The organism is Myxococcus sp. CA056 (genome assembly GCF_013336715.1).
In the GTDB taxonomy this organism is placed as follows: Bacteria; Myxococcota; Myxococcia; order Myxococcales; family Myxococcaceae; genus Myxococcus; species Myxococcus llanfairpwllgwyngyllgogerychwyrndrobwllllantysiliogogogochensis.
The window spans coordinates 273901-292351 of record NZ_JABUMT010000012.1 but is presented as its reverse complement, the minus strand read 5'-3'; the positions used below and the strand labels follow the sequence as shown (position 1 = coordinate 292351).

The 18451-nt window shown below is 67.8% G+C and carries 18 protein-coding genes; 10 read left to right on the top strand and 8 right to left on the bottom strand.

Going from position 1 to position 18451, the window contains the following annotated elements; genetic code table 11:
- Positions 1-414 (top strand): response regulator, encoded by a 414-nt coding sequence (locus HUA76_RS34815; RefSeq protein ID WP_141640734.1) that lies wholly within the window; start codon positions 1-3, stop codon positions 412-414.
- A 6-nt stretch (positions 415-420) separates the two neighbouring features.
- Here the strand turns inward: HUA76_RS34815 and uraH are convergent, their stop codons facing one another.
- The 5 genes from uraH to HUA76_RS34790 are packed head-to-tail and all read right to left on the bottom strand — an operon-like array spanning position 421 to position 5121.
- Complete coding sequence (uraH, locus tag HUA76_RS34810) at positions 421-765, bottom strand: hydroxyisourate hydrolase (RefSeq protein ID WP_174463258.1); 345 nt, start codon at positions 763-765, stop codon at positions 421-423.
- Positions 762-1271: a 2-oxo-4-hydroxy-4-carboxy-5-ureidoimidazoline decarboxylase gene (gene uraD / locus HUA76_RS34805; protein ID WP_174457514.1), complete on the bottom strand. Its 510-nt coding sequence runs from the start codon at positions 1269-1271 to the stop codon at positions 762-764. The genes uraH and uraD overlap by 4 nt, the downstream gene beginning before the upstream one ends.
- Positions 1268-2290, bottom strand: coding sequence for an allantoicase (gene alc / locus HUA76_RS34800; protein ID WP_141640737.1), 1023 nt, complete (start codon positions 2288-2290; stop codon positions 1268-1270). Before alc ends, uraD begins: the two co-directional genes overlap by 4 nt.
- A 21-nt stretch (positions 2291-2311) precedes the next feature.
- Positions 2312-3679, bottom strand: coding sequence for an allantoinase AllB (gene allB, locus HUA76_RS34795; RefSeq protein ID WP_174463257.1), 1368 nt, complete (start codon positions 3677-3679; stop codon positions 2312-2314).
- Positions 3676-5121, bottom strand: a complete 1446-nt coding sequence (locus HUA76_RS34790) for an FAD/NAD(P)-binding protein (RefSeq protein ID WP_174463256.1) — start codon at positions 5119-5121, stop codon at positions 3676-3678. The genes allB and HUA76_RS34790 overlap by 4 nt, the downstream gene beginning before the upstream one ends.
- 215 nt (positions 5122-5336) lie before the next feature.
- Between HUA76_RS34790 and pruA the strand changes: the two genes are divergently transcribed.
- The 3 genes from pruA to HUA76_RS34775 all read left to right on the top strand — a co-directional run bounded on the left by pruA (position 5337) and on the right by HUA76_RS34775 (position 9573).
- On the top strand, positions 5337-6992 hold the full coding sequence (gene pruA / locus HUA76_RS34785; protein ID WP_141640760.1) for an L-glutamate gamma-semialdehyde dehydrogenase: 1656 nt from the start codon (positions 5337-5339) through the stop codon (positions 6990-6992).
- 6 nt (positions 6993-6998) lie between these two features.
- Positions 6999-7847, top strand: a complete 849-nt coding sequence (locus HUA76_RS34780; protein WP_174463255.1) for an aldose epimerase — start codon at positions 6999-7001, stop codon at positions 7845-7847.
- 514 nt (positions 7848-8361) lie between these two features.
- Complete coding sequence (locus HUA76_RS34775; RefSeq protein WP_174463254.1) at positions 8362-9573, top strand: DUF1444 domain-containing protein; 1212 nt, start codon at positions 8362-8364, stop codon at positions 9571-9573.
- Positions 9574-9585: 12 nt separating this feature from the next.
- On the opposite strand, the gene HUA76_RS34770 is transcribed toward HUA76_RS34775, so the two are convergent.
- Positions 9586-10521: a LysR family transcriptional regulator gene (locus tag HUA76_RS34770; protein ID WP_174463253.1), complete on the bottom strand. Its 936-nt coding sequence runs from the start codon at positions 10519-10521 to the stop codon at positions 9586-9588.
- Positions 10522-10603: 82 nt separating this feature from the next.
- Here HUA76_RS34770 and HUA76_RS34765 point away from each other — a divergent pair, with 82 nt between their 5' ends.
- Genes HUA76_RS34765 through HUA76_RS34750 form a run of 4 tightly spaced genes read left to right on the top strand, consistent with a single transcriptional unit; the run spans position 10604 to position 14378 of the window.
- Entirely contained in the window at positions 10604-11839 is a 1236-nt protein-coding gene (locus tag HUA76_RS34765; protein ID WP_371745502.1) for an acyl-CoA dehydrogenase family protein, read from the top strand.
- Between the two features lie 6 nt (positions 11840-11845).
- On the top strand, positions 11846-12931 hold the full coding sequence (locus tag HUA76_RS34760) for a phosphotransferase family protein (RefSeq protein WP_174463251.1): 1086 nt from the start codon (positions 11846-11848) through the stop codon (positions 12929-12931).
- Complete coding sequence (locus HUA76_RS34755) at positions 12931-13620, top strand: histidine phosphatase family protein (RefSeq protein WP_174463250.1); 690 nt, start codon at positions 12931-12933, stop codon at positions 13618-13620. Before HUA76_RS34760 ends, HUA76_RS34755 begins: the two co-directional genes overlap by 1 nt.
- Positions 13621-13631: 11 nt before the next feature.
- The gene (locus HUA76_RS34750; protein ID WP_174463249.1) at positions 13632-14378 is read left to right on the top strand and encodes an SDR family oxidoreductase; all 747 of its coding nucleotides are present in this window, start codon (positions 13632-13634) and stop codon (positions 14376-14378) included.
- 128 nt (positions 14379-14506) lie between these two features.
- Here HUA76_RS34750 and HUA76_RS34745 read toward each other — a convergent pair whose 3' ends face one another.
- On the bottom strand, positions 14507-15238 hold the full coding sequence (locus tag HUA76_RS34745) for a dienelactone hydrolase family protein (RefSeq protein ID WP_174463248.1): 732 nt from the start codon (positions 15236-15238) through the stop codon (positions 14507-14509).
- Positions 15239-15353: 115 nt separating this feature from the next.
- Positions 15354-16178: a helix-turn-helix domain-containing protein gene (locus HUA76_RS34740; protein ID WP_174457523.1), complete on the bottom strand. Its 825-nt coding sequence runs from the start codon at positions 16176-16178 to the stop codon at positions 15354-15356.
- Positions 16179-16436: 258 nt separating this feature from the next.
- On the opposite strand from HUA76_RS34740, the gene HUA76_RS34735 reads away from it, so the two are divergent.
- Positions 16437-16826, top strand: coding sequence for a hypothetical protein (locus HUA76_RS34735; protein WP_174457524.1), 390 nt, complete (start codon positions 16437-16439; stop codon positions 16824-16826).
- A gap of 20 nt (positions 16827-16846) precedes the next feature.
- Complete coding sequence (locus tag HUA76_RS34730) at positions 16847-18427, top strand: hypothetical protein (RefSeq protein WP_174463247.1); 1581 nt, start codon at positions 16847-16849, stop codon at positions 18425-18427.
- The last annotated feature ends 24 nt before the right edge of the window (positions 18428-18451 follow it).

The window sequence follows — 18451 nt, the reverse complement described above, 5'->3', positions numbered from 1 at the left end:
GTGAAGCCCAAGGTCCTCATCGTCGAAAACTCCTGGACGATGCGCGAGACGCTGCGCCTCCTGCTGTCCGGCGACTTCGACTGCGCCGTGGCGGCCAATGGCGAGGCCGGGCTGGCGTTGGCGTTGAGCCAGCCGCCCGACCTGCTCCTCTCGGATGTGAACATGGAGGGCATGGACGGCTACGAGCTGTGCCGCCGCTGCCGCCAGGAGCCCGCGCTCCAGCACATCCCCGTCGTCTTCGTCAGTGGCTACGCGCCCCGCTCGGACAGCGACCCGAGCCTGCCCGTGCCCGACGCGTATCTCGTCAAGCCCGTGAAGCCGGCGCTGCTCATCGCCGAAATCCACGCCCTGCTGCGGCGCGGAAGCAGCCCCGTCCAGGCCGCTGCCTCCGCGCAGGCCGCCAACAAGGCCTGAAGCCCCTCAGCTCCCCCGGTACGTGGAGTAGCCGAAGGGGCTGAGCAGCAAGGGCACGTGGTAGTGCTCGTCGGGCGCGGCCAGCTCGAACACCACCGACACCGACGGGTAGAATCCCTTCACACCGAGCGAGCGGAAGTACGTCCCGGTGTCGAACGACATCCGGTACACGCCGGGCTCGACGCGCGCGCCGGCGGGCAGGAAGTCGCGCACGCGGCCATCGTCATTGGTGACGCCGCGAGCCAGCTCCTTCCACTCGCCGGAGGACACCTGGACTTCCAGGGCAATGGGGACACCAGAGGCTGGACGGCCGCGGTGCGTGTCGAGGACATGGGTGGAAAGTGTGCTCATGACGCCAGCAGCTTCTCCAATCGGATGCGGGTGATTTTCGCCTGCTCGCCAGCGGCGATGCGCAGCTCCTCGTCCGGAGGATTGCCCAGGCGCGCGCGCAAAAGCCCCAGCATCTCCTCCGCGCTCTTGCCCGTCGCGCAGACCAGGAAGATGAAGCCGAAGCGCTCCTCGTAGGCCTTGTTCCCGTCGGCCAGGCCCTGAATCACCGCCTCGGCGGCGCCGTTCACCCCGCCCTGCTCCTGCGAGGACCAGGTGGCGGTGGACGCGAACTTCGCGCGCAGCGAGGACACATCCCCGATGCGCGGGTGGTGCTTGAAGGCCTCCTGCCAGTCGTCGGGCCCCGTCTGCTCCCACAACCACCCGGCCTCCGACAACACGTGCTCCACGTCACGGAAGGGCCGCGCGCGCACCATGGCCTCCACCCAGCGCGAGGAGCCACAGCAGCGCAAGAGCTCCTCCCTGGCCGCCTCGGGGGCCAGCGTGTTGAGCCGGTGCAGCGCGCTCATGCCGGCCGCCCGTGGACGCGCAGCCGGCTGACACCACCGTCGGGGAAGATTTTCAGCCGCACGTGGGTGAAGGGCCCCTTCGCCTTCAGCTCGGACTCGAAGTCATGCCGGTGGTCCGCCTGCAGCTTCGTGCGCGGCAGCAGCTCCGTCCAGACGAGGTCATGCGCGTTGGCGAAGTCCACCACCGGCTCGCGCAGAGTGATGCCCTCCAGGGACGCGCTCTCCGGGAAGTTGCCCTTGTAGTGCGCGGTGTCCACCTCCACGCGCTCCACGGAGCCGGGCACGGCCAGCTTCACCACAATCCAGTCGAAGCCCGGCAGCAGGCGCTTGCGGCGCGTCTCCCAGCCCTCGCCCATGTTCGCCGCGCGGCCCGGCAGGATGAGGTTGTCCTTCGGCCCGAAGAAGGCGTCGTTGCACGCGGACACCGTGCCGCCGTTCTCCGCCGCCGCCAGGTCCACCGAGCCATTCGCATGCGTCAGCCGCGTCAGGTCCGGCCGCACCTCGCCATGGACGCGAAAACGCGCCACGCCGCCGTCCGGGTAGATGTTGAGGCGCAGGTGCGTCCAGCGCTGCTCGCTCAGGATGGGGAAGAGGTTGCGCGAGCCGCCCTGCAGCCGGAGCTGCGGAAGGATGCGCGTCCACTTCGCGTCCACCAGCGACTGCGCGGAGGGCGAGCCTTCGACCTCCAGCGCGTCCACGGAGGCGTACTCGGGGAAGTTGCCCACGAAATGGTTGGTGTCGACGTCCACGCCACGCAGCACGCCGGGCAGGCCGAGCTGGAGGATGCACCAGTCGTGGCCGGGCACGCGCTTGCGGCGCGACTCCCAGCCGTCCATCCACTTGCCCTGCTCGGTGTACTTGTCGGGGATGAAGACGCCCCGGCCGGGCTTGAGCAGGTTCTCCTTGCCGGCGAAGAACTCGTCACTGGCCAGCAGGGCCTTGCCGCCAACCTTCTCCGCGGCCAAATCGATGAGCTCGGTGAAGCCGACGCGCAGCTTCCCCTCTTCCGGTGCATGCATGGTGTGTACTCTCCAGAGGCTTCAAGCGGCGATGCGCGCCGAGGACGGGCGACGCACCCAGGTTCCACTCGGGCGAGGGAACGGCTGTCCTCGCTCGTAGATTTTCGTCCCGCGCAGGAACGTCGTCTCCACCACCCCCGAGAGCGTGCGGCCCGCGTACGGCGTCAGGGGATGACGGTGCTGGAGCCGCGTGGGCTCCACGATGAAGGTGGCCTCGGGGTCGAACACCAGCAGGTCCGCGTCCGCGCCGGGCGCGAGCGTCCCCTTCGTGCCGTGCAGTCCCACCAGCCGGGCCGGGGCTTCACACATCCAGCGCGCCAACGTCTCCAGGCAATGTCCTCGCTTGCGCGCCTCCGTCCACACGGCCGACAGGCTGAGCTGGAGCGATGCGATTCCGCCCCACGCCGCGCTGAAGTCGCCACGCTCCAGGAGTTTCAGCGCCGGCGTGCAGGGCGAGTGGTCCGACACGACCAGCTCGATGTCGCCCCGCGCCAGCCCGGCCCAGAGCCGCTCACGGTTCTCAGCCTCGCGGATGGGTGGCGCGCACTTGAAGTGCGTCGCCCCGTCTTCGATTTCCTCGGCGGTGAAGCTGAGGTAGTGCGGACACGTCTCCACCGAGACATCCAGACCCTCCCGGCGCGCGTCCGCCAGCAACGGCAGCGCATCCGCCGACGACAGATGGACGATGTGGACCCGGCAGCGGTGCTGACGCGCCAGCTCCACCATCATCCGGATGGCATCCTGCTCCCAGCGTCGAGGCCGGGACTCCAGATAGGCGCGGTACGTGCGAGGGCCCCCCGCGTCCGCCTCCGCCAGCGGAGACTCCAGCTCCGCGTGGACGATGAGCGGAATGCCCCGCCGCGCGAGAATCGGCATCGCCACGTCGAGCACCGCGCGGTCCGCCGGGGGAAACTCGTCCACGCCGGAGGGACACAGGAAACACTTGAAGCCCGCGACGCCCGCGTCGATGAGCGCCTCCAGCTCGTTCGCGTTGCCTGGAATCACGCCGCCCCAGAAGCCGTGGTCCACCTGGCTGGACTCACGCGCCGCGCTCGCCTTGAGATTCAGCGCCTCCAGCGTGGTGGTGGGCGGCAGCGAGTTGAGCGGCATGTCCACGACGGTGGTGATGCCTCCGGCCGCCGCGGCGCGCGTGGCTGTCGCGAAGCCTTCCCACTCCGTGCGGCCGGGCTCGTTGATGTGCGCGTGGCAGTCCACCACGCCGGGCATCACCACGTGGTTGCCCACGTCCGTCACCGGCAGGGCGCCGAGGGCCTCTCCCGGCCCCGCCACCTGCTCCACGCGCCCGTCCTTCACCACCACCACGGCCTCGCGCATCCCTCCCGCCGCGAGGACGCGACGGCTGCGCAGCCCGAACTCACCACTGCTCATGGTTCGAATTCCTTCTCGTCGAAGCACTCCAGGGCGCTGAAGAACGCGTCCCGGTCATCCACGTAGAGCTGCCGCGTCACGCCCGCCGTCAGTCGAGGCAGGCTGTACTTCATGCCAGAGATGCTCGCGCCACCGAAGCCCAGCGAGAGCAGACACCCGAAGGTGTAGTTGAAGATGGACGACAGGTGAGGCGCGCGGCCCGGGTGCTTCTCCTGCAACTCGAAGCCCGGCCCCAGGTATGGATGACGCAGCAGGTCCGTGTGCGCCTGGCCCGAGGGCGGCGTGAAGCGGTCCTTCCAGAGCGCGATGTCCTGGTGCAGGTTCGCCAGCTCCGGCCGCAGCGAGAGGTCCGTCACGGTGCCGCTGCCGACGATGAGCTTGTCGAAGGTGTAGTGCCCCCGCGGCGTGGTGACGCGGACCTGTCCGTCCACTTCCTCGGCGCCCACCCACGGGCTCTCCGCGTGCAGGTGGAACTGGGGATACGCGCGGGCGCGGCGGTACGTGTCGGCGGGAGGCAGTTGACCCATCTCGAAGATGCGGTGGATGAAGCGCCACTTGTCCGCGTCCGGCAGGTCCGCGTGGTGCTTGAGGAAACCGACGAACTCCGCCCAGCGATACGGGTTGACGGTGGGCAGCGTCTTGCGCCGGTAGAAGAGGTGCACCTCGCCCGCGCCGTGCTCCAGCGCGACGGAGGCGTTGTCGAACGCGGAGGCCCCCGCGCCGAGCACGCCCAGCTTGCGCCCCCGGAGCGCCTCGAAGTCGATGTCCTCGCGCGTCTGCGCGTACAACTCGCGCGGCAGCCCCGCCACCACCGCCGGGACTTCCCAGCGTCCCGAGCCGTCGATGCCCGTGGCCAGCACGATTTTTCGCGCAGGGAGCACCTCGACCTGCCCGGTGCGCAGGTCCTCCAGCGGCACCTGGAAGCAGTCGTCCTCCGCGCTCCACGTCAGCGCACCCGCGCGCGAGCGGCAGCGCACGGGGATGCCCAGCGTGCGCCGATACCACCCGAGGAAGTCCGCCCACAGCTCCTTGGGGATGCGCTCCAGGGAGGTCCAGGCGGCCTCGCCGTACTGGGCCTCGAACCAGGACTGGAAGCAGAGGTTGGGGAGGTTGTGGTCGGGGCCGGTGAGGTGCTTGGGCGTGCGCAGCGTGTGCATGCGCGCGAAGGTCTTCCACGGTCCGGCGAGGTCCTGCTCTCCGTCATCGACGACGCGCAGGTTCGTCACCTTCTCGCGCATCAACCCGAAGGCGGCGGTGAGGCCGCTCTGCCCTCCGCCGATGATGAGGACATCCAGCACGGCCTTGCCGGCGCGGGTGCGGCGAGGGAGCACCCAGGAGCGCCGGGGATACTCCAACCGCTCGAGGTCCTTCCGGAGCGCCTCTTCCAGGGCGACGAGGCCAGGAACAGGCGGCATCACGGGGCTCGGGGGCGGGATGCGCATGCCCCATCGTAACCGCGCGCTGTGTCGCGCGGTCAATGTGCCCCCCTCGCGCGGTATGAGCCGCCAGGCGGGGTGGTGGGAAATACCCGGCCTGCCTGGGGGTTGACAGCGGGTGTCCGGGCGCTGACGACGGCCCGCTTCCACGCTTCCCCGGTGGAGCGGGTTGGTTAATGCTCGCCCGCCCTTTTTCTTCGCCCCGTCCCGAGGTCTTCCGCGTGATCAACGCCATCCCCCGCGTCCCGGCTCCCCGAAACGAGCCCATCCTGCCCTACGCGCCCGGTGCGCCCGAGCGCCGTGAACTCCAGGCCACGCTCAAGCGCATGGCCGGTGAGCAGATTGACATCCCGCTGCTCATCGGCGGCAAGCAGGTGCGCAGCGGCAAGACGGACACCGTCCGCATGCCGCACCGGCACTCGCACGTGCTGGCCACGCTGCACGAGGCGGACGCCAGCCACGTGGAGCAGGCCATCCAGGCCGCCCTGGCCGTGAAGGAGGACTGGGCGCGCATGTCGTTCACCTCGCGCGCCGCCATCTTCCTGCGCGCCGCGGAGCTGCTCGCCACGCGCTACCGCCCGCTCATCAACGCGTCCACCATGCTGGGTCAGTCCAAGACGGCCCACCAGGCGGAGATCGACGCGGCGTGCGAGGCCATCGACTTCCTGCGCTACAACGTCCACTTCGCCGAGCAGATTCTCGCCATCCAGCCGGAGTCCTCGCCGCAGACGTGGAACATGCTGGACTACCGTCCGCTGGACGGCTTCGTGTTCGCGGTGGCGCCGTTCAACTTCACGTCCATCGCGATGAACCTCTGCACCGCGCCGGCCATCATGGGCAACGTGGTGCTGTTCAAGCCGTCCTCCACGGCCGCGCTGAGCGCCTGGTACTTCATGGAGCTGCTGCGCGAGGCGGGCCTGCCCGACGGCGTCATCAACATGCTCAACGGCGACGGCCCCACCGTGGGAAACCCGACGCTGGCGAGCCCCCACCTGGGCGGCATCCACTTCACCGGCTCCACGCCGACGTTCAACTCCATGTGGAAGACGGTGGGAGAGAACATCGGCAGGTACAAGCAGTACCCGCGACTGGTGGGAGAGACGGGCGGCAAGGACTTCATCGTGGCGCACGCGTCGGCGGCGGACGATGTGGACGCGCTCGCGGTGGCCATCGTCCGGGGCGGCTTCGAGTACCAGGGGCAGAAGTGCTCGGCGGCCAGCCGCGTCTACGTCCCCGAGTCCCTGTGGCCCAAGCTCAAGTCCCGCCTCCAGGGGCTCATCGGCGACATCCGCATGGGCGACGTGACGGACTTCCGCAACTTCATGGGCGCCGTCATCGACGAGAAGTCCTTCAAGAAGGTCTCCTCGTACATCGACCTGGCGAAGCAGGACGGCGAGGCGAGCATCGTCGCGGGTGGCGAGGCGGACCGGAAGGAAGGCTGGTTCGTCAAGCCCACGCTGGTGCAGCTCACCAACCCGCGTCACCGCATCCTGCGCGAGGAAATCTTCGCGCCGCTGGTCGGCGTGTATGTGTATCCCGACGCGAAGTACGTGGAGACGCTGCGCGAGGTGGACCAGAGCGCGACGTACGCGCTGACGGGCGCCATCTTCGGCCGTGACAGGAAGGCCATCGACACGGCGATGAGCGAGCTGCGCCACGCCGCGGGCAACATCTACATCAACGACAAGCCCACGGGCGCGGTGGTGGGCCAGCAGCCCTTCGGCGGCTCGCGCGCGTCGGGCACCAACGACAAGGCGGGCTCACTGCTCAACCTCATCCGGTGGACCAGCCCTCGCACGGTGAAGGAGAACTTCGCGCCGCCCGTGAAGGTGCCGTATCCCTTCATGGACAGCGACCCCCACGATGGGGGTATCTAGGCTCGTATGAGCCGAGTGTTCCCCGGCATCGCCGGGTTGGAGACGTACGCGTTGGTGGACGGTGGGTGCCGCGTGGAGGTGATTCCTTCACGCGGGGCCCTCGTCTCGAGGATGACAGTGGACGGCGACGAGGTGCTCTACCTCGACGAGGCCACCGTGGCGGACCCGGCGAAGAACGTGCGCGGTGGCATCCCCGTGCTGTTCCCCATCGCCGGGCCCCTTCCGGGTGACACGTACCCGGCGGACCGCAAGTCCTTCACGATGTCGCAGCACGGCTTCGCGCGCAGGCTGCCGTGGACCGTGCGCCAGGCGGAGGACTCGCTGCTGGTGCTGGGGCTGTCCTCCACCGAGGAGACGCTGCGCCAGTTCCCGTGGGCCTTCGACGCGCAGCTCACCTTCTCCCTGGTGGGCACGCGGCTCACGTTGGACTTCGACGTGGAGAACCGCGACACGCGTCCCCTGCCCCTGCACCTGGGCTTCCATCCGTACTTCCGGGTGCCGGACGCGGCGAAGGCCGTGGCCACGGTGGACACGGACGCGACACACGCGTGGGACAACCGGAACAAGCGCGAGGTGCCCTTCACCGGGTTCGACCTGACGCTGGACGAGGTGGACCTGCACCTGAGGGACTACTCGGGCCCGGGGACGATTCTGGGACGTGGACCGGGCTTGAGGCCCGTGCACCTGTCGTGGAGCCCGGAGTTCAAGATGCTGGTGGTGTGGACCCTGCGCGGCAAGGACTTCGTCTGTGTGGAGCCGTGGACGGCCGCCGCCGGAGCACTGGCTACCGGTGAGGGCCTGCTGCACGTGGAGCCCGGTGAGCGCGCGTCACTCGCGTTCGACATCGAGGCGTGACCTCGGGTGCTCACGGTAGTGGCATCAGCCGAGCGGCGAACTCGCGCATGGCTGAGGCCACTGCCGGTGAGCGTCAAGGTAGTTGTCGCGTGAGAGAGTTCAGCCGATGCGCTTCAGCTCCTGCATCGCAGGGGTGAGGTTCGGAGAGGGGCCGAGACGGACGGGGCCAGCTGGCGTCGGATGGAGGTCTGGGCACGGGCCCCTGCCACAAGCTCATCTCTCTCGTGACCGACCTGTCCGTGCTCGGGGAGCGATGCTCGAAGGCGGCTGTCGCCTATGCGGAGGTGGAGCTGGCCGGCTGTGCGCAGGTCGTGCTGGGGGAGTGGACGGGGGAGGTCTTCGAAATGAAGGAGGGTGATTGGGGTTGGTTCCGGAAGCTCCGCGGGATGAAGCTGCTCCCAGGCAGGTCCGACGATCACTGGTCGTCCGACCAGCCCCCATGACGGAGCCTGGCATCGACAGTGATTGGCTCCTGTGGCCGCGGATGGAGTCCGGTGCGCTATAACCCTCCGCCATGGAGTTCTTCAAAAGACTTCTGGGATTGGAGAAGAAAGCCTCCGCGACCTCGCGCACCCGTGAGGTGCTGCTGCTCGAGGTGGAGGCGGTGTTGTATTCCCTCCCCTATGTGCTCAGCGTCAAACGAGTGGTGGATGAGTTTGCCGTGGGGTTCCGGGTGAATGGATCCTCCACCCGGATGAACCTGGAGAGCCTCTTGCTGGCCACGCAAGACATGACGCCGGAAGAGCGCTCCCACCATGTCCGGCAGTTCTTCACCGCCCTCACGATGCCAGCGTCGCTCCCGGACTCCTGGGCGGACGTCCGGGAGAAGGTGATGCCCGTGGTTCGCCCGGCCTCTTTTGGTCCCAGGGCCTCGAGGGAGGTGGCCAACGCCCTGGTGGAGCGACGTCCCATCCCTTTCCTGCGGGTGCTGCTGGTGATGGAGCTGCCCAACTCCACCTCGCATATGTGGCATGAGCACCTGGCGAGGTGGGAGATCTCCGAGGAGGAGGCCTTCGCGGCCGCCTTCGCCAACCTCGCCCGTGTCGCTGACTCAGAAGATGACGTCTACGAATCCTCGCGGCTGCTGGACCCTGGCTTCCTCGCGTCTTGCGCTGGCAAGGTCAGCGGACGTCCCGTCATCAGCGTTCCCACACGCTCCAGATTCATCTTCACGGGTGGTCAGGATGAAGCCAGGGTCACCCAGTTGTGCGAGCAGGCGCAGTTGGAGTTCGAGTCCAACCCACACGCCATCTCACCCGCGCTCTACACCCTGGACAGCGCGGGCCGCGTGGCTCCCTATCTCCGCCGTGGCAATAATGAGCTCGCGCGACGCGTGCGCCACGGACACGCGTTGTTCGCGCTGAGGGAGTACGAACTCCAGAAGGAGAGCCTCCAGGCCTGGCATGAGGCGGAGGGCGTGGACACGCTCCTCTCCGACTTCACGCTCAACACCCGCAACACGGATGGGTATCCCCTCGCCTGGACGATGTGGATCAAGGACCAGGACATGCTGCTTCCCGAAGCGGACCTGGTGAGCATCGACGACGACGAGGGGGCCCCCTTCATCGTGTCCTTCCCCCTGGCGAGGCGCTTGGCGCCCGAGTGCTTTGAGCTGGTGCCGGACCTGTGGCCGACGCGCTATCGCACCGTCGCGTGGCCCGAACCCCGGGTCGTCGAACAACTGCGCGCCGCGACGGTCGACCTCGCGACGTTCGAAGCGGAGTAAGCCGTCATCCACTCACGCGCCACGCCTCGCGTCCATCAACACCTTCGCCAGGGATTGAAGCTCCGCTCGCAACCACTGACTGCGCGGTTCGCTGTCCTCGGAGCGGTGCCAGTACAGGTGCAGCTCCAGTCGGGGCAGCGCGAGCGGCATGGGCAACAGGTGGTTGTCGAGCTCCGCGTTGATCTCCTCCGCGCGGCGCCGGGGCATCGTCAACATCAAGTCTGAGCCGGACACGATGCGGCAGGCCGTCTCGTAGTGCCGGCAGCGCACCGTCACCTCGCGCTGGTATCCCAGACGGCTGAGCACCAGGTCCTCCACCGCCAACCCCGTGCGCCGCGAGGACACCGTGACATGTCGCGCGCCCATGTACGCCGCCACGTCCAATCGCCTGCGCTTGCGGCTCACCACGCAGAACGCGTCATGGGTAAAGGCCGTGTGCCGCAACTGAGCGCTGGTGGGTTGCTCCACGTCGATGGCCAGGTCCAACTTGCCGGAGGCGAGGTCTCGCTCCAGCCGCGTCCGCTCCAGCCGCACACTGCTGATGCGGGCCTTGGGACTGTGCTCCCGGAGCCGAGCCACGAGCCGGGGGACGATGGACGGCTCCAGCATGTCGCTCATCGCCAGCGTGAAGGTGCCCACGTCCCGCGTGGGCTCGAAGCCCCGGGTGTGATGCACCGCCTGCTGCAGCAGGGCCAGCGCCTCGCGAATCTCCGGTGCCAGTCGCTCCGCCAGCGGCGTGGGCGCCACCCCGCGCCCCTCCCGGACGAATAAGGGAGCCCCCAATTGCTCGCGCAGGCGCGTCAGCGCATGGCTCACCGCGGACTGGCTGAGGAACAGCACCTCCGCCGCGCGCGTCAGGTTGCGCTCCCGGTAGACGACGTCGAACACCCTGAAGAGGTTGAGGTCGGGGGCCCCCTGCCGTCGCGCTGAATCGTGAACTGGGCTCATGACGACACATGACCAACATTCAGTGGATTCAACAAGAGACGGGTGCCAAGGATGGCCTCCTCTCGTGAGAGGAGGCTGCACCGTGAACTTCGAGCCGAGCGCCAAAGCCAAGGACTACCTGGAGCGCGTGAAGCAGTTCATGCGCGAGCACATCGAGCCCGCCGAGGAGCGCTACTACCAGGAGGTCATGGAGGCCTCCCGTGGCGGTGACTGGAAGACGTGGCCGGTGTCCTCCGTCATGGAAGACCTCAAGGCTCGCGCCAAGGCGAAGGGACTCTGGAACCTCTTCCTCCCGGACGAGAAGCTGGCCCCGGGCCTCACCACGCTCGAATACGCCCCCATCGCCGAGGAGACCGGGCGCAGCCTGATGGCCCCCGAGGTCTTCAACTGCAACGCCCCCGACACCGGCAACATGGAGGTGCTGTGGAAGTACGGCACCCCCGCCCAGCAGGAGCGCTGGCTCAAGCCGCTGCTCGCGGGTGAAATCCGCTCGGTGTTCTGCATGACGGAGCCTGGAGTGGCCTCCTCGGACGCCACCAACATGGAGGCCACCGCCGTCGTCGAAGGCGACGAGGTCATCCTCAACGGCACCAAGTGGTGGTCCACCGGCCTGGGGCACCCCAACGCCAAGGTCACCATCTTCATGGCGCGCACGCCCGACGCCGGGGGCGACCGTCACCACCAGCACTCCATGGTGCTCGTGCCCCTGGACGCGCCGGGCGTCACCATCAAGCGCATGCTGCCCGTCTTCGGCGAGTACGACGCGCCCCACGGCCACGGCGAGGTGCGCTTCGACAACGTGCGCGTGCCGCTCTCCAACATCATCGGCGGTCCGGGCATGGGCTTCGAGATTGCCCAGGGCAGACTGGGCCCCGGCCGCATCCACCACTGCATGCGCTGTGTCGGCGCGGCGGAGCGGGCACTCGAGTTGATGATTGACCGGGGCATGAACCGCACGGCCTTCGGCAAGCCCATCATGAACCTGGGTGGCAACCGCGAGCGCGTGGCCGAGGCCCGCATCGCCATCGACCAGGCCCGCCTGCTCACGCTCTATGCCGCGTGGAAGATGGACCAGGTGGGCCCCCTGGGCGCGATGACCGAGATTTCCGCCATCAAGGTCGTCGCCCCGAGCATGCTCCAGCGCATCGTCGACGACGCCATCCAGATTCACGGCGGCGCGGGCGTCTCCAACGACACGGCGCTCGCGGGCTTCTTCGGACAGGCGCGCACGCTGCGGCTCGCGGACGGTCCGGACGAGGTGCACAAGGGCGTCATCGCCCGAATCGAACTGGCCAAGCGCGGCTTCTCCAGGAAGTGACCCACCATGGCAACCCACGCCACGCCTTCCACTTCGCTCGACGCACCCGGCTCCATTCGCGCCGGTGAGGAGTTGAACGTCGCCGCCGTCGATGCCTGGCTCAAGCAGCAGGTACCCACGCTCGAGGGCTCGCCCACGGTGACGCAGTTCTCGGGGGGCGCGTCCAACTGGACGTACCGCCTCAAGTATCCGAACCGCGACCTCATCCTTCGCCGGCCGCCCGCGGGAACGAAGGCGAAGTCCGCGCACGACATGTCGCGCGAGTTCCGCGTGCAGAAGGCGCTCAAGCCCACCTACCCGTGGGTGCCGGAGATGGTGGGCCTGTGCCAGGACCCCGCCATCATCGGCGCGGACTTCTACGTCATGGAGCGCATCGAGGGCATCATCCCTCGCGCCAACATGCCCCGGGGCATGAACCTCAGCCCCGCGGAGACGCGCAAGCTCTGCCTCAACGTCGTTGACCGGCTGCTGGAGCTGCACGCCGTGGACGCCCAGGCCGTGGGCCTGTCGTCGCTCGGCAAAGGGGCCGGCTACCCGAGGCGCCAGGTGGAGGGTTGGTCGGACCGCTACGAGAAGGCCCGGACGTGGAACGTGCCGAGCTTCAAGTACGTGCGCGCCTGGCTCAAGGACCACATCCCCGACGACGTCGCCACCTGCGTCATCCACAATGACTGGCGCTTCGACAACGTGGTGTTGGACCCGGGAGACCCCACGCATGTCATCGGCGTGCTCGACTGGGAGATGGCTACGCTGGGCGACCCGCTGATGGACCTGGGCAGCGCGCTGGCCTACTGGGTCCAGGCCGATGACGACTTCTTCATGCGCGCCACGCGGCGCCAGCCCACGCACGTACCCGGCATGCTGCGCCGGCAGGAGGTCGTCGACTACTACCTCCAGCGCTCCGGCCTGAAGCCCGCCAACTGGACGTTCTATGAGGTCTTCGGAATCTTCCGGCTCGCCGGCATCATCCAGCAAATCTATTACCGCTATCACCACAAGCAGACGCGCAATCCGGCGTTCAAGAACTTCTGGTCGCTGGTGACGTACTTCGACTGGCGCTGCAAGCGCCTCATCCGGAAGGGTGGCCGCTGATGGGCGTCGTGTATCTCATCCGTCATGGTCAGGCGTCCTTCGGCGCGGAGAACTATGACCAGCTCTCCGAGACGGGCTACATCCAGGCGCGAGTACTCGGTGAGGCGCTCAAGCCACGGCTGACCGTGGACGCGGTCGTCACCGGCACGCTCACCCGCCACCGGCAGACGGCGGAGACGTGCCTCACCGCGATGGGCACGAGCCTCCTGCCCACGCGCACGCCGGGCTTCAACGAGTTCGACCACGATGAGCTCGTGGCCCGGCACACGCCGCGCTACGCGAATCACGCGGCCCTGGCGGAGGACCTCCTGGGAGCCGCGGACCCGCGCCGGGCGTTCCAGGAGCTCTTCACCCAGGCCGTGGGGCGCTGGGTCGCCGGTAAACACGACGCGGAGTACACGGAGCCCTGGCCCAAGTTCCGGGAGCGCTGTGTGCGAGCGCTGGACGCGCTCATCCAGGGTCTGGGGCCGTCGAAGACGGCGCTGGTGTTCACCTCGGGCGGCCCGGTCACGGCCATCTGCCAGCACCTGCTCCAGATTCCAGATGAGCACGCGTTCCGGTTGAACTGGACGCTCGCCAACTGTGGCATCACCAAGGTCATCTACAGTGACCGGGGCCGCTACATGTCGACGCTCAACGAGCACGCCCACTTCGAGGGCCCTCAGCGCGCCCTCATCACCTACCGCTGAGGAACACCGCCATGCGCAAGAACATCCTGATTACCGGCGCCAGCTCCGGACTGGGTGAGGGCATGGCCCGCGAGTTCGCGGCGCGGGGGCGCAACCTCGCTCTGTGTGCCCGGCGCACGGACCGGCTGGAGGCGCTGCGCTCGGAGCTGCTGGCGAAGCATCCGGACCTCCACATCTCCGTGCGTGCGCTGGATGTGAACGAGCACGAGCAGGTGTTCGAGGTCTTCGAGGCGTTCGCGAAGGACCTCGGCAGCCTGGACCGCATCATCATCAACGCGGGCATCGGCGTGGGGAAGCGGATTGGCACCGGGAACTTCGCCACCAACGCGAAGACGGCGCAGACGAACTTCGTGGCCGCGGTCGCACAGTGCGAAGCGGCCGTGGGCATCCTGCGCAAGCAGGGCCAGGGGCATCTGGTCACCATCTCGTCCATGAGCGCGATGCGAGGGCTGCCTAAGCATCTCACCGTGTACGCGGCGACGAAGGCGGGCCTCGCGACGCTGACGGAGGGCATCCGCGCGGAGCTGATGAACACGCCCATCAAGGTGTCGACGATTTATCCCGGCTACATCCACACGGAGCTGAACGCGGGGGCGAAGAACCTGCCTTTCGCCGTGGACTCCGCGACGGGCTCTCGTGCGCTGGTGAAGGCGATTGAGCGCGAGCCGGTGAGCGCCTACGTCCCCGGCTGGCCGTGGACCGTGGTGGGATTCTTCCTGCGCAACCTGCCACTCAAGCTCGTCGCCCGGATGTCCTGAGCGGACCGAGTGGGAAGTCCTTCCAGCAAGCACCGACTGAATCGCGAAGCGAGCGCCCAGGGTCGGCGAAGCAATTCCTGCCGCCGGGCTCCTCGCTCCGTGAGCCGCTCATAGCCCCACGGCAGGACCTACCGTGGCGCGGGCTCGAAGACTTCGTCGAGGAAGGTCCGCATGGCGGCCCACGAACGCCTCGCCGCGGCCGGGTGGTACTGAAGCCCCGCCTGGGGGTTGTGCAGCCCCGGATAGGTGAAGGCGTGCATGGCGTGGCCATGGGCATGGAGCTGCCAGTCGGCTCCGGCCTCGGTCAGCTCGCGCGCCACGGCCAGCACGTCGGGAGACGGGCCGGTCGGGTCTTCCCAGCCATGGAGGATGAGGACCTTGGCGGAGATGGGCGCCTGAGGTTCGAGCCGCGGTGGCTTGAGGACACCGTGGAAGCTCACCGCGGCCTTCAGGCCCGGCACGGCGCTCCTCGCCAGGTCCAGGGCGCACAGGCCACCGAAGCAGTAACCAATGATGGCGACCCGGTCGGCATCCACGAGGGGATGACGGAGCGCCGCTTCGAATCCCGCCACCAGCCTCCTGCGCAAGAGCGCGCGGTCCGCCATGAACGGAGCCATCAGGCGGGAGTTGTCATCGGCCACGCCTCCCCTCACGCCCTTGCCATAGACGTCCAGGGCAAAGCACACGTAGCCGAGCGCCGCGAGCTCCTCCGCCTTCTCTCGCATCGGGGCGTTCAGCCCATCCCACGCGTGTGCGAGCAGGACGCAAGGTCGACGGGCATCGCTTCGCGAGTCCCAGGTGACGTACGCCTCACAGTCAGTCCCGCCTTCTCGATACTCGACGAACGTCCCCTGCCCCATCGCGCTGGCTCCTCTCTCATCCAGAGGAAAGACAGTCTGGAGCGCCGTCCCGCGAGCGTATTGAACGAATGCGACAAGCCCCCGCACTTGCCACGGTGGAGCGAGAGAGCATCCGTCAGAAGAAGTGGGCCAGTCCTTCGGGTGCGGCATCCCGGGCCTGGGCGAAGTACTCGGCGAGAATCGACTTCGAAGCGCGCGAGTACCTTCCTGGCGTCATCCCCAGGTGGCGACGCCACTGTCGAATCTGATGGGCCTGGTCGCTGAAGCCCTGGAGCGGGTCTCCCTTCCCCGTCTGGGCCGCGTGGAGACTGGATTGAATCCGGTCGAGCCCGAGCAGTTGCTTGGGCGTGTGCCCCGCGTACAGGCTGAACCAGCGCTCGAGCTGCCGTCTGGACACAGACACATCTCTCGCGGCCTCGTCCACGCGCGAAGTCCGCAGCAGGGTCGCCCAGGCATGTCCCAACTGGCTCACACCGACGAGGGCGCGGCTCGCGGACAAGCGTCGCAGCAGCCAGTCATCGAGGCGCGCGGCGACACGACGTGGAGCCCACGCGGCGGCGAGGTCATCGCAGAGCCGCCGCGCGGCGCCATCCCCCAGGACGCCACCGAGTTCCAACATGTCGTCGCGGCTGTCCTTCCCCAAGGAGGGAAAGAGACGCGCGAGCCCCGGTGGTCGCAGCATCACCATCACGAAGGAGCAGCCCTCTCCGGAGCTCCAGTTCCGGGGATGACTCTGGATGCCCAGCAGCGAGGCGCGGGGCGCTCCCGCGGCGAACTCACTCGCACAGGGCCGACCGAAGTTGAGCGTCAGCACGGCGCCCGCGTGAGGCGTCGTCCGGATGGGCTTGCCCTCGTACGAACCCTCCAGGTCCTCGATGAACCAGTACCCCATCACCAGGGGAGAGAGCGCGGCATGCGGAGGAAGGGCCAGGAACGCCATGACGAAGCCGCTCCATCCTGACACCTCATGGGGTCCGACCGCACCCAAGAACGCGCCCGTCGACGGACTCCAAATACAGACAAGCCCGCGAAAATCCCCACCCTCGGCTCAACGCCATGCGGGCCACCGGAAAGGTCTTTCGCGACCCGTGCGCTACAAGCCCCCTGAGTCCTCGCCTTGACGGCGCTGTTCGGACTCGCTGTAGAATCCCAGCATCAGGCTCCGCGAGTCGACGCGAGCTTTATTGGGGGAAAACACATGGGACTCAGGCAAGCGCTCGAGAAGCTCAATGCGGCGGTCGATGACCTCGTGACGCTGGAGGTCATCACCTACACAGGCCAGGTCAAACACGTCATCCAGAACGACAGCAAAGGCAATCCTGTCATCAATTGGGACAGCCTGACGCAGAGCGCGCTGCCCAAGACAGTCAACGGCGTGACGACAGAGGCCGTCATCAAGCTGGTCGCGGCGACTCAAATCAAGTTCGACGGAGACACGAAGCTCTTCCAGACGGATGAGCAGGACATTCCCCGGCTTCAGGAGCTGCTGGACGTGCACCGCAAGTCCGTGGAGACCAGCCTCGCTGCCCGGAAGGCCGTCGTGGACTTCTTCGCCGACACCCTCAAGGAGATTGTCTCCAAGACCTGAGCCCCCGGCCGAGCTCCCACATGCCGCCTCCATCGACGACACAGGGTCATGTCGCGGCCCTGTTCAATGGCCCCCGCAGACTCTCCGCGGCGCAGGGCGTGCCGCTGAGAGCCGGTGGGGAAGAGCCCCTCGCGAACGCATTGAACCTGGAAGAGAACCTCCAGATTCTGGAGCAGCGAACGGGGCTCGTCCCGCTCTCCGCCCTGACGCCCTCGTCGCAGGGAGCCAACTACGAGCGGTACCAGCTCGTGGTGCGCGCCGTCCGTCTGCGCCTGAGCCACCTCGGCTACGCCGTGGGAGACCCCACGAGCGACAAGATGAATGCGGAGCTCCTCAAGGGGCTCAACGTCTTTCGCAGGGACATCGGGCTGGAGGCGAGTGGCGCCACCATCGAGCAGGCCACGTGGGATGCGCTCCAGGAGTTCGTCACGCTGGAGGACCCGCTCCAGATCGACAAGTGGTACCCCGTCGGTGGAATGGCGCGTCCCGTGCTCGTGCGCGCCGTCCAGCTCCGCCTGACGACGCTGGGCCTGCGCCCCAACGTCCCCGTCGACCCGAGCGACACGAACAACCTGCGCATCCAGCTCGCCCGTTTCCGCGCCGTCGCCGCCGAGCTGGGACTCATCCCCTCCAGCAACATCTCCGAGCGCCAGGCCATGGAGCTGGTGCTGTCTCACGATGCCCTCGTGGACAAGGTGGCGAAGGCCGCCCCTCCCGTGCGTCAGGCGCTGGAGGGGCTGGCACTGTCCGAACAGAACCTCTCCGCCGCACGGCGTTTTCTCCTGCGACTCGCGCGCAACGAGCTGTGGCTGAACGGCTATCCCCTGGGCGACATTCGGGAGCCCGCCACCCAGCAGAAGATGCTCAAGGCGCTGGACCTCTACTGGCGAAACAATCCGAAGAGGCCCCTCACCGTGGCCGCCATGGAGAGCGCCACCCACCAGGTCACCCCGGAGCTGTTCGAGGACTTCGCACGCCAGCAGCGCGAAGAGGATGTCTCTCGCGACGACATCCTCGGCTTCGTCCGGGCCAACGAAGCCGAGCTCCAGGACTACTGGACGAGCGAGGTCGACAACTCGGACTTCTTTCTCTGGGACGGCATCAAGCGCACCTTCAAATGGCTGAAGCGGCAGGTCGTGCGACTCGGACAGTCCCTGTCGACCATCTTCGAGGCCGTCGGTGACTTCGTCAGGACCCTGGCGCGCAATGTCTTTCGCTCACTCTTCCGCGTCGCCAACGAGGTGCTCGGCGCGGTGAGCCGAGCCGCCACGGCCTTCGTGGACGGCATCGGCATCTTCCTGGGCGGAGAGCTGCTCCCCCCTGCCCCACGGCTGAACATGGGCTGCCGGCTCAACATGGACTGCGACACCGTCCTGCTCATCGACCAGGAGGCTCCGTTGGAGGAGGCGCGAAGCCTCTTGCGGCGCCTGGAGCGGGTGACGGCCGCGCTGGGGCTGGCGGGGGCCGTCCTGTCACTGGTCATCCGACTGGTCGCAAGCGCGGCCACGGGCGTCATCGGGTGGATCACCTTGATTGCCAGCCTGGTGCATTCGGCGCCCGAAATCATCGCCAAGGTCTCGGCGCTCGCGGCGCTGGGCTGAGCCCTCTCGCTGAAAGAACCCAGG